We start from the raw sequence: 9266 nt of genomic DNA, 5'->3' as shown, positions 1-9266 counted from the left end.
GCCCCGCCCAACCAGGACCATTTCGACATTGGCCGCGCCCGATGGCAGTTCGAGCGCATCTGGTCGCGGGAACGCTATGCGCTGCTGACCGCCTTCCTGGCGACGCAGCCGATCGACTGGCGCCACTATCTGAAGCGCTGCTTCTTCGAGGCCGTCGCCGCCGGCGAGGCCGCCGAGCACGGGCTGGAAGGCCAGATGGCGGCGATCGGCGCGCGGCTGCAGGCCAACGGGCTGCTGCCGGGGCGCGCATAGACGGCGCGCACATAGACGGCGTCAGCTCCGGCGGCGAAGATGGCGGCATGACCGTCTTCTTCACCGCCGACACGCATTTCGGCCATGGCGGCGCGCGCGGCCTCTACCGCCGCCCCTTCGCCGACCTGGCGGCGATGGACGCGGCCCTGGTGGCGCGCTGGAACGCCGTGGTGCAGCCGGGCGACGCCGTCTGGCATCTGGGCGACTTCGCCCTGGGCCGCGCGGCCAAGCCCGAGGCGGCGGCCACCCTGCTGGACCGGCTGGCCGGCCAGAAGCACCTGGTCACCGGCAACAACGACCCGGACGCCGTGCAGCGCCTGCCCGGCTGGGCCAGCGTGCAGCCCTATGCCGAGCTCCGCCTCGACGGACTGCTGCTGGTTCTCTGCCACTATGCCTTCCGCAGCTGGCGCGACATGGGCCGCGGCGCCTGGAACCTGCATGGCCACAGCCATGGCCGGCTGAAGCCGCTGCCGCGCCAGGCCGATGTCGGGGTGGATGCCTGGGATTTCCGCCCGGTGATGCTGCCGGAAATCCTGGCATCGCGGCCCCGACGAACGGTTGGCGAAGCCGCCGCACCCGGCTAGGCTGCCGGCCGAGGTCGCGCCAGTCACCCTGCGCGGCGCCGACGGCCAGCCGGTCCCGCTTCAGAAGGACCCGGCGCCGAACGGGGCCCGCGGCGACACTCACGCCCAAGGACCTCGCCATGCAAATCGGCGTCTTCATTCCCATCGGCAACAATGGCTGGCTGATCTCGTCCAACGCGCCGCAATACGCGCCCAGCTTCGATCTCAACAAGACCGTCGCGCAGCAGGCGGAGCGCTATGGCTTCGACTTCCTGCTGTCGATGATCAAGCTGCGCGGCTTCGGCGGCGCGACCGGCTTCTGGGACCAGAACCTGGAATCCTTCACGCTGATGGCCGGCCTCGCCGCCGTCACCAGCCGCATCAAGCTTTTCGCCACGGCCGCGACCCTGGTGCTGCCGCCGGCGATCATGGCGCGCATGGCGATCACCATCGACAGCATCGCCCCCGGCCGCTTCGGGGTGAACCTGATCACCGGCTGGCAGCGGCCGGAATATTCCCAGATGGGCCTCTGGCCGGGCGAGGAGCATTTCTCCCGCCGCTACGACCAGCTCGACGAATACGCCACCATCATCCGCGAGCTCTGGGCGACGGGGCGATCGGATTTCCGCGGCGAGTTCTACCAGATGGACGATTGCCGCCTGGCGCCGCTGCCGGAAAAGCCGATCGAGGTGGTCTGCGCCGGGCAGAGCGCCGCCGGCCTCGACTTCATGGCCCGCCATGCCGACTATAATTTCTGCATCGGCCAGGGGCAGAACACGCCGAAGGCCGTCGCCCCCATGACCGAGCGGGTGCAGGCCGCCGCCGCCAAGACCGGGCGCAGCGTCGCCTCCTTCGCGCTGTTCATGGTGATCGCGGCGGAGACGGATGAAGAGGCCCAGGCGCGCTGGGATCACTACCAGGCCGGCGCCGACCGCGAGGCCATCGCCTGGATGGCCGACCAGACCTCGGCCGACAAGCGCTCCGGCGACGACACCAATGTCCGCGGCTATGCCCTGCCGGAGGGCGCGATCAACTTGAATATCGGGCGGATCATCGGCTCCTACGCCACCGTCGCGGCGCTGCTGGACGAGCTGGAAGACGTTCCCGGCATCGGCGGCGTCATGCTGACCTTCGATGATTTCGTCAAAGGCATCGAGGCTTTCGGCCAGCGCATCCAGCCGCTGATGCGAAGCCGCCGCGCCGTGGTGGAAGGCCTCGCCGCCGCCGCGTGAGCCGCGGCGCCGGCGGGATGTTTCCTGAGGACTCCGGCGGGGGGATCAGCGCGGCGCGCGCACCCCCGCCGCGACGATCAGGGTGGCGGCCAGCAGAAGCGTGCCGCCGCCGGCGAAGACGCTGCCGATGCCGCCCAGCTGATAGGCCAGGCCGCCCAGCGCCGCGCCGCCGGCGATGGCCAGCTGCACGGCGGCGACGATCAGCCCGCCGCCGCTTTCGGCCTCGTCCGGCACGGCGCGGGCCAGCCAGGTCGACCAGCCCACCGGCACGCCGCCGAAGGCCATGCCCCAGAGCGCCACCAGCACGGCATGCAGCGCCAGCCCGTTCGGCAGCAGCAGCAGGGCCAGGGCCGAGGCGCCGATCACCAGCGGCATCAGCGTCAGGGTCAGCTTGATGCTCCGCTGCAGCAGGAAGCCGGCCAGCAGCGTGCCGCCGAAATTGGCCAGGCCGAAGGCCAGCAGCAGCAGCGCCATGCCGCCGACATCGACGCCGCTGACCTGCTCCAGGAAGGGCCGGATATAGGTGAACAGGGCGAAGTGGCCGCCGAAGACCAGCACGGTGCAGGCGATGCCCAGGCCGATATTCGGCCGGCGCAGCACCGCCACCAGCGTCGACAGCCGCGCCACCCCCTGCGGCGGCAGCCGCGGCAGGGTGGCCAGCTGCGCCGCCAGCCCGACCACCGCCAGCGCCGTGGCCAGGTGGAAGACGGTCCGCCAGCCATAGAGCCCGCCCAGGAAGCTGCCCAGCGGTGCCGCGGCGATGGTGGCGACCGAGACGCCGCTGAACACCATGGACAGCGCTCGCGGCACCTGCTCGGGCGGGACCAGCCGCATGGCGGTGGCCGCCGCCATGCTCCAGAAGCCGCCCAGCGCGATGCCCAGCAGCACCCGGGCCAGCAGCAGCACGGTCAGGTCCGGCGCGGTCGCCACCAGCAGGTTGGAGGCGATCAGCAGCACCGAGAAGAACAGTAGTACCAGCCGGCGGTCGATGCCGCGGGTGGCCACCGCCGTCAGCAGGCCGGAGGCCAGGGCGACGGCGGCGGTCACCGTCACCGCCTGGCCGGCGATGCCCTCGGCGATGCCCAGGCTTTGCGCCATCGGCGTCAGCAGGCTGGCCGGCAGGAATTCCGCCGTGACCAGGCCGAAGACGCCGAGCGTCAGGGAGAAGACCGCAGCCCAGGCCGGTGCCGCGGGCCGGGCGGCGGGCAGGGCCGCCGAGACGGCTTCGCTCATTCACCAATCCTTTTCGTCTTTAAAACAGGTTGGGCCGGAAGCTAGGGTGGAAATCCCGGACGATCCATGCCAGATCATCCGTGTCTTTTGACCGAAACGCCGGGACCGCCGCCGCCATGGACTCCCCCGCCCCCGACCTGATGAGCGAGCTGCTGCAGGGCATGCGGCTGCGCGGCATCCAGCACCGCCGCATCCGCCTGGCCGCGCCCTTCTGCCTGGATTTCCCGGGCGATCCCGGCCGCGCCCAGTTCCATTTCATCGCCGGCGGCGAGGTCGCGCTGCAGACCGCCGACGGCGCCACCCACCATCTGTCCCCCGGCGCGGCCGTGCTGCTGCCGCATGGCCGCGGCCACCGGCTGGTCTCGCCGGGCAAGCATCCCGCCGGCCTCGCCTGCCACGACATCCGCGACCTGATCGCGGCGCCGCTTTGCGAGGATGTCGCCGCCATCGATTCCTGCGCCGGCGGGGCCTGCGGCGCGCTGATCTTCAGCAGCTGCATGGAGCTGGAGCTCGGCGCCATGCAGGGGCTGGTGCGGCTGATGCCGCCGGCGATGCTGGTGACCACCCTGCTGGACCAGCAGCCCGAGCTGCTGCCGATCCTGACCGCCATGGAGGCCGAGGCCCGCGCCCAGCGCCTGGGCCATGCCGCCATCCTGGCGCGGCTGGCGGATGTGGTGGCGGCGACCATCCTGCGCGGCTGGGTGGAAAGCGGCTGCGGCCGCGCCTCCGGCATCGCCGAGGCGATGCGCGACCCCCGCCTGGCCCGCGCGCTCGCCGCCCTGCACCGCGATCCCGGCCGCGCCTGGACGGTCGCCGAGCTCGCCGCCGAAATGGGCAGCTCGCGCTCGATCTTCGCCGAGCGCTTCCAGGCGGTGACCGGCGTCAGCCCGCTGCGCTACGTCACCGAGCTGCGCATGCGCCTGGCCCAGCAATGGATCGGCCGCGAGCGCATGCCGATCGAGCAGGCGGCGGCGCAGCTGGGCTATGCCTCCCAGGCCGCCTTCAGCCGCGCCTTCAAGCGGGTCACCGGCCAGCCGCCCGGGGCTTCGCGGCGGCCCGAGGCGCGGGTCGGGTAAGGCGCAGGCACCGCCTCGGGCCTTCACCCGATGGGCGGCGTGGCCTGCCAGGTCCGAGACTGGCGCCCCCTCACCCGCGGAGCGCTTCGATGCAGAACGACCTGTCGCGACGGCTGCTGGCCGAAACCCTCGGCACCTTCTGGCTGGTGCTGGGCGGCTGCGGCGCCGCGGTGCTGGCCGCCGCCTATCCGGGGCTCGGCATCGGCTTCACCGGGGTGGCGCTGGCTTTCGGCCTGTCGGTGCTCAGCATGGCCTATGCGGTCGGCCATGTCTCGGGCGGGCATTTCAACCCGGCGGTGACGCTGGGCCTCTGGGCCGCCGGCCGCTGCGCCCCGCGCCATGTTTTTCCGTATATGGCCGCGCAGCTGCTGGGCGCCTTCCTGGGCGCCGGGGCGCTCTGGGTGATCGCCAGCGGCGTCTCCGGCTGGGTGCCGGCCGGCTTCGCCTCGAACGGCTATGGCGCGCTCAGCCCGGGCAAGTACAGCCTGGCCGCCTGCTTCCTGACCGAGCTTCTGCTCACCTTCTTCTTCCTGCTGATCATCATCGGCACCACGGCCAAGGGGGCGGCGACGGGGTTTGCGGGCATCCCGATCGGGCTGGCGCTGACGCTGATCCACCTGATCTCGATCCCGGTGACCAACACCTCGGTCAATCCGGCGCGCAGCACCGCCCCCGCCTTCTTCGCCGGCGGCGAATACGTCAGCCAGCTCTGGCTGTTCTGGGTGGCGCCGCTGCTGGGCGCGCTGGTCGCCGGCTTCGTCGCCCGCATGCTCTACGAGCCGAATTCGCTCGAGGACACGCTGGTCATCGAGGAACGCCGCGGCCGCGTCGCCTGACCGCCGATGCGCGCGGGCTCAGATGGAGGTGAGCTGGGCGCGCAAGGCATAGCGCACCAGGTCGACCACCGAATGGGCGTCCAGCTTGCGCATGGCGGCGGTCCGGTGCGTCTCCACCGTCTTGACGCTGATCGCCAGCCGCGCGGCGACCGCCTTGTTGCTCATCCCTTCCGCCAGCAGCTGCACGATCTCGGTCTCGCGCAGGGTCAGTCGGATGTCTTGGGTATTCTCGCCGGCGCGCAGGAAGCCGGCCAGCGCGGTGTCGCCGACGGCGTCGGAAAAATACGGGCGGCGCGCGGCCAGGGCCTCGACGGCGGCGATCACCGCGGCCTCGGCATCGCTTGTCAGCAGATAGCCGCGGGCGCCGGCGGCCAGCACCGCCCGCACCTGCGCCGCGCTGTGCTGGCGCGCGAAGATCAGCACCTCGGTCCCCGGCGAGCGGCCGCGGATCGCCCGCGTCGCCGCCAGCCCGTCGGGGCCGGGCAGCGCCAGGTCCAGGATGGCGACCTCCGGCCGCAGCCGCGCGGCGAGCTCGATGGCGGCGCGGCCGCTCTCGGCCTCGGCGCAGACCTGCCAGCCGGCGCGCTCCTCCAGCAGCCCGCGCAACCCGCGGCGCAGCACGGCATGGTCGTCGGCCAGCAGGATGCGCAGCGGGGCGGATCGGCGCGGCGTCATGCGCGGCGCTCCCAAGGGATGCCTCCATCCTGGCGACGCGGTTTTCGCCCCGTCAAGCCAAGGTCGCTTTCCGATCCCGATCAGCCGGGAACAGGGTTTTCGCGGCGCGCAGCGGCCGCCTGACACGCCACGCAAAGCCGCCTCGCGCTCCGGGATTCGTGCCGAAATCGTATCATTCAGGGAGAGGCGCCGCTCGGATTGCGACGCCGCCGCTGACGCAAACGTCAGGCGGCGCATTCGATGACCTGCCAGGTCATCGCCGCCCTGCCCTCCCCTGCCGCAGCATGGCCGCGTCATCCGGAGGATCCGCCATGCCCCATACCATCGTCACCCGCGACGGCGTCGCGCTGCATTGCCAGGACCAGGGCTCCGGCCCGCCCGTCGTGCTGCTGGCCAGCTGGAGCCTGCCCGGCGCCTCCTGGCGCTACCAGACCGAGGCGCTGCTCGCTGCCGGGCTGCGCTGCCTCACCTATGACCGCCGCGGCCATGGCGCTTCCCCCGACCCGGGCGGCCCGATGGATTTCTCGACCCTGGCCGACGACCTGGAAGCCGTGCTGGACGCGCATGGCATCGAGGGCGCGACCGCCGTCACCTTCTCCGCCGGCAGCGGCGAGGCGGTGCGGCACCTGACGCGGCATGGCGGCGGCCATCGCATCGCCCGGCTGGCGATGATCGCGCCGACCACGCCGCTGCTGGCCCGCCGCGACGACCATCCAGAGGGCATCGACCCGGCGGTCTTCCGCGCCTTCATCGAGGAGGAGCTGCGCCCCGACTGGCCCGGCTGGCTGCAGCGCAACGCCCGCCCCTTCGCCGGCCCGGAGGTGCCGCAGGCGGAGCTGGACTGGCTGATCGGCCTCGCCTTACAGGCCAGCCCGCGCGCGCTGGAGGCCTTCCATGGCGCGCTGACCACCACCGACTTCCGCGCCGAGCTGCCGCTGCTGCGCCTGCCCACGCTGATCCTGCAGGGCGACCAGGACGCCACCTGCCCGCTGCCGCTGACCGGGCAGGCCAGCGCCGCGCTGATCCCCGGCGCCCGGCTCAGCCTTTACCAGGGCGCCCCGCATGGCCTGCCGCTCAGCCACCGCGCCCGGCTGAACGCCGAGCTGCTGGCCTTCGCCACGGCTTGACGCGACGCCTCTTGCCCCGCCTGCCCGGCTGGCCCAGCATCGGTGCCGCAGGGAAGCAGGAACGCCGGTCGCGGCCCCCGAGAAGGCGCCGCAGATCGGCGCGGGCGGAGGCGCTGATGATGAACCTGATGACCAGCCTGATCGGGCTGGGCAGCCACCTGGCCGGCTGGCGGCACCGCGACGCTTGGTCGCCCACCACCATGAGCCTGGACAATGCCATCCACCTGGCGAAGCTGGCCGAACGCGGCAAGCTCGACATGCTGTTCCTGGCCGATGGCAATGCCGTGCGGCAGATGGACGACCCGATCCTGTTCTCGGCCACCAGCCGCTCCGACCGGCCGGCCGCCTTCGAGCCGCTGACGCTGCTGGCAGCGCTGTCGCAGCACACGACGAAGATCGGCCTCTTCGCGACCGCGACGACCACCTATGACGAGCCCTACCTCCTGGCCCGCCGCTTCGCATCCCTCGACCATCTGAGCCAGGGGCGTTCCTGTTGGAACGTCGTCACCGGCTCCTATGCCGGCGACGCGGTGAATTTCGGCCGGAGCGCGCATGTGCCCCGCGCCGAGCGCTACAACCGCGCCCGCGAGTTCGTCGAGGTCTGCAAGGGGCTTTGGGATTCCTGGGCCGAGGACGCTTTCATCGAGGACAAAGCCAGCGGCCGCTTCCTCGACCCCAGCCGCGTCCAGCGGCTGAACCACGTCGGCAAACATTTCGCCGTGCAGGGCCCGCTGAATGTCGCGCGCATGCCGCAGGGCTATCCGGTGCTCTGCACCGCCGGCCAGTCGGAAGACGGGCGGGAGCTCGCCGCCGAGCATGCCGAGCTGATGTTCTCCGTCGCCCAGACCAAGGCCGAGGCCCAGGCATTTTACGCTGACGTGAAGTCGCGCATGGCAAAGTTTGGCCGCGCGCCGGACGCCTTGCGCATCCTGCCCGGCGTTACTCTTTACATCGGCCGCACCGAGGCCGAGGCGGAGGAGCAGTTCCAGGAGCTGCAGTCGCTGATCCTGCCGGAGCTCGGCCTCGCCTATCTGTCGCGGCAATGCCAGATGGATCTTTCCGGCTACCCGATCGACGGGCCGCTGCCGAAGATGGAAGGCGAGGTCGCCGGCGTCGCCAGCTACCGCGAATCCATCGCCGCCATGGCGCATGCCGAGAAGCTCTCCATCCGCCAGACCTATGAGCGGATCGTGCCCTCGCTCGGCCATGTGCTGTTCAAGGGCAATCCGGTGCAGATCGCCGACCAGATGGAAGACTGGTTCCGCGGCCAGGCCTGCGACGGCTTCAATGTCGACATGCCGGTGGTGCCGCGCTCGCTGACCGACTTCGTCGATCTGGTGGTGCCGGAACTGCAGAAGCGCGGGCTGTTCCGCCGCGAATACGCCGGCGGCACGCTGCGCCAGACCATGGGCCTGGCCACCCCGCAGCGCCGGATTTTTTCCAACCCCACCCTGGCGGCGGATTAGCCCAGGCTGTCGATCCAATCCGGCAGCTCCGCCAGGCGGGCGAGCTGCCGGAAGCGGGGATGGGCCTCGGGCGCCGCGGCGGCCTCGTGGCTCCAGACCTGCTGCTGCGGCACGAAGGCGGCCCAGGCGCCCGCCTCCAGCGCCGGCAGGATGTCGGAGCGCATGGAATCGCCGGCCATCACCGCCTGCCCCGGCACCACGCCGTAGCGCGCGAAGAGCTTCCGGAAGGTCTCGGCATTCTTGTCGCTGACGATCTCGATGCCGGAGAAGCGGTCGCCGAGGCCGGAGGCCGCCAGCTTGGTCTCCTGGTGCAGCAGGTCGCCCTTGGTCACCAGCACCAGCCTTCCGCGCTCGGCAAGCCGCGTCAGCGTGTCCTCGATCCCGTCGAAGAGCTGCACCGGATGCCGCAGCAGCACCCGCCCCGCCTCCAGGATTTTCTTCAGGGCCGCCGGCGGCAGGCTGTCGCCCCCCAGCTCCAGTGCCGTCTCGATCATCGACAGGGTGAAGCCCTTGGCGCCGTAGCCATACAAGGCAAGGTTGCGGATCTCGCAGGCTTCCAGTGTCTCGCGCGCGATCCGCGCCTCGGCGAAGGGCTGCAGGACCGCCAGCAGCGCCTCCTCGGTCGCCTGGAAGTGACGCATGTTGTGCCAGAGCGTGTCGTCGGCATCGAGGCAGATGAGATCGATGGGCATGCCGGCTTCTAGCATGCGCGGCTGAGCCTCAGCAAAGCTGTGCCTCAGCCCGAGCTTTACTGTGTTGCCCTCGCCCGGAGGAGGTCTCACTCTGGCGCCAAGCGCGGCGGCTGA

Annotated in this window: 10 protein-coding genes; 7 read left to right on the top strand and 3 right to left on the bottom strand. The window is 71.4% G+C overall.

Going from position 1 to position 9266, the window contains the following annotated elements; translation table 11 throughout:
• The 3 genes from BKE38_RS31995 to rutA form a co-directional block, all read left to right on the top strand.
• The coding region (locus tag BKE38_RS31995; protein ID WP_420014322.1) for a hypothetical protein at positions 1-252 on the top strand (252 nt) is incomplete at its 5' end.
• Positions 253-299: 47 nt separating this feature from the next.
• Entirely contained in the window at positions 300-836 is a 537-nt protein-coding gene (locus tag BKE38_RS11800) for a metallophosphoesterase family protein (RefSeq protein WP_076957510.1), read from the top strand.
• 119 nt (positions 837-955) lie between these two features.
• Entirely contained in the window at positions 956-2047 is a 1092-nt protein-coding gene (gene rutA, locus BKE38_RS11795; RefSeq protein ID WP_076957509.1) for a pyrimidine utilization protein A, read from the top strand.
• A gap of 45 nt (positions 2048-2092) precedes the next feature.
• On the opposite strand, the gene BKE38_RS11790 is transcribed toward rutA, so the two are convergent.
• Positions 2093-3280 (bottom strand): MFS transporter, encoded by a 1188-nt coding sequence (locus BKE38_RS11790; protein WP_076957508.1) that lies wholly within the window; start codon positions 3278-3280, stop codon positions 2093-2095.
• Positions 3281-3396: 116 nt separating this feature from the next.
• On the opposite strand from BKE38_RS11790, the gene BKE38_RS11785 reads away from it, so the two are divergent.
• On the top strand, positions 3397-4356 hold the full coding sequence (locus BKE38_RS11785) for an AraC family transcriptional regulator (protein WP_076957507.1): 960 nt from the start codon (positions 3397-3399) through the stop codon (positions 4354-4356).
• 89 nt (positions 4357-4445) lie between these two features.
• A complete protein-coding gene (aqpZ, locus tag BKE38_RS11780) occupies positions 4446-5192 on the top strand; it encodes an aquaporin Z (RefSeq protein WP_076957506.1) in 747 nt (248 codons plus the stop codon).
• A gap of 18 nt (positions 5193-5210) precedes the next feature.
• On the opposite strand, the gene BKE38_RS11775 is transcribed toward aqpZ, so the two are convergent.
• On the bottom strand, positions 5211-5867 hold the full coding sequence (locus BKE38_RS11775) for a response regulator (RefSeq protein WP_076957505.1): 657 nt from the start codon (positions 5865-5867) through the stop codon (positions 5211-5213).
• Positions 5868-6178: 311 nt separating this feature from the next.
• Here BKE38_RS11775 and BKE38_RS11770 point away from each other — a divergent pair, with 311 nt between their 5' ends.
• Positions 6179-6994: an alpha/beta fold hydrolase gene (locus BKE38_RS11770; RefSeq protein ID WP_076957504.1), complete on the top strand. Its 816-nt coding sequence runs from the start codon at positions 6179-6181 to the stop codon at positions 6992-6994.
• Between the two features lie 116 nt (positions 6995-7110).
• Complete coding sequence (locus BKE38_RS11765; protein WP_076957503.1) at positions 7111-8460, top strand: LLM class flavin-dependent oxidoreductase; 1350 nt, start codon at positions 7111-7113, stop codon at positions 8458-8460.
• Here the strand turns inward: BKE38_RS11765 and BKE38_RS11760 are convergent.
• A complete protein-coding gene (locus BKE38_RS11760) occupies positions 8457-9152 on the bottom strand; it encodes an HAD family hydrolase (protein WP_076957502.1) in 696 nt (231 codons plus the stop codon). The genes BKE38_RS11765 and BKE38_RS11760 overlap by 4 nt on opposite strands.
• Positions 9153-9266 lie beyond the last annotated feature (114 nt).

This window comes from Teichococcus deserti, from assembly GCF_001982615.1.
GTDB lineage: Bacteria > Pseudomonadota > Alphaproteobacteria > Acetobacterales > Acetobacteraceae > Pseudoroseomonas > Pseudoroseomonas deserti.
The sequence above is the reverse complement of the archived record's forward strand: the minus strand, read 5'-3'. Positions and strand labels throughout refer to the sequence as shown.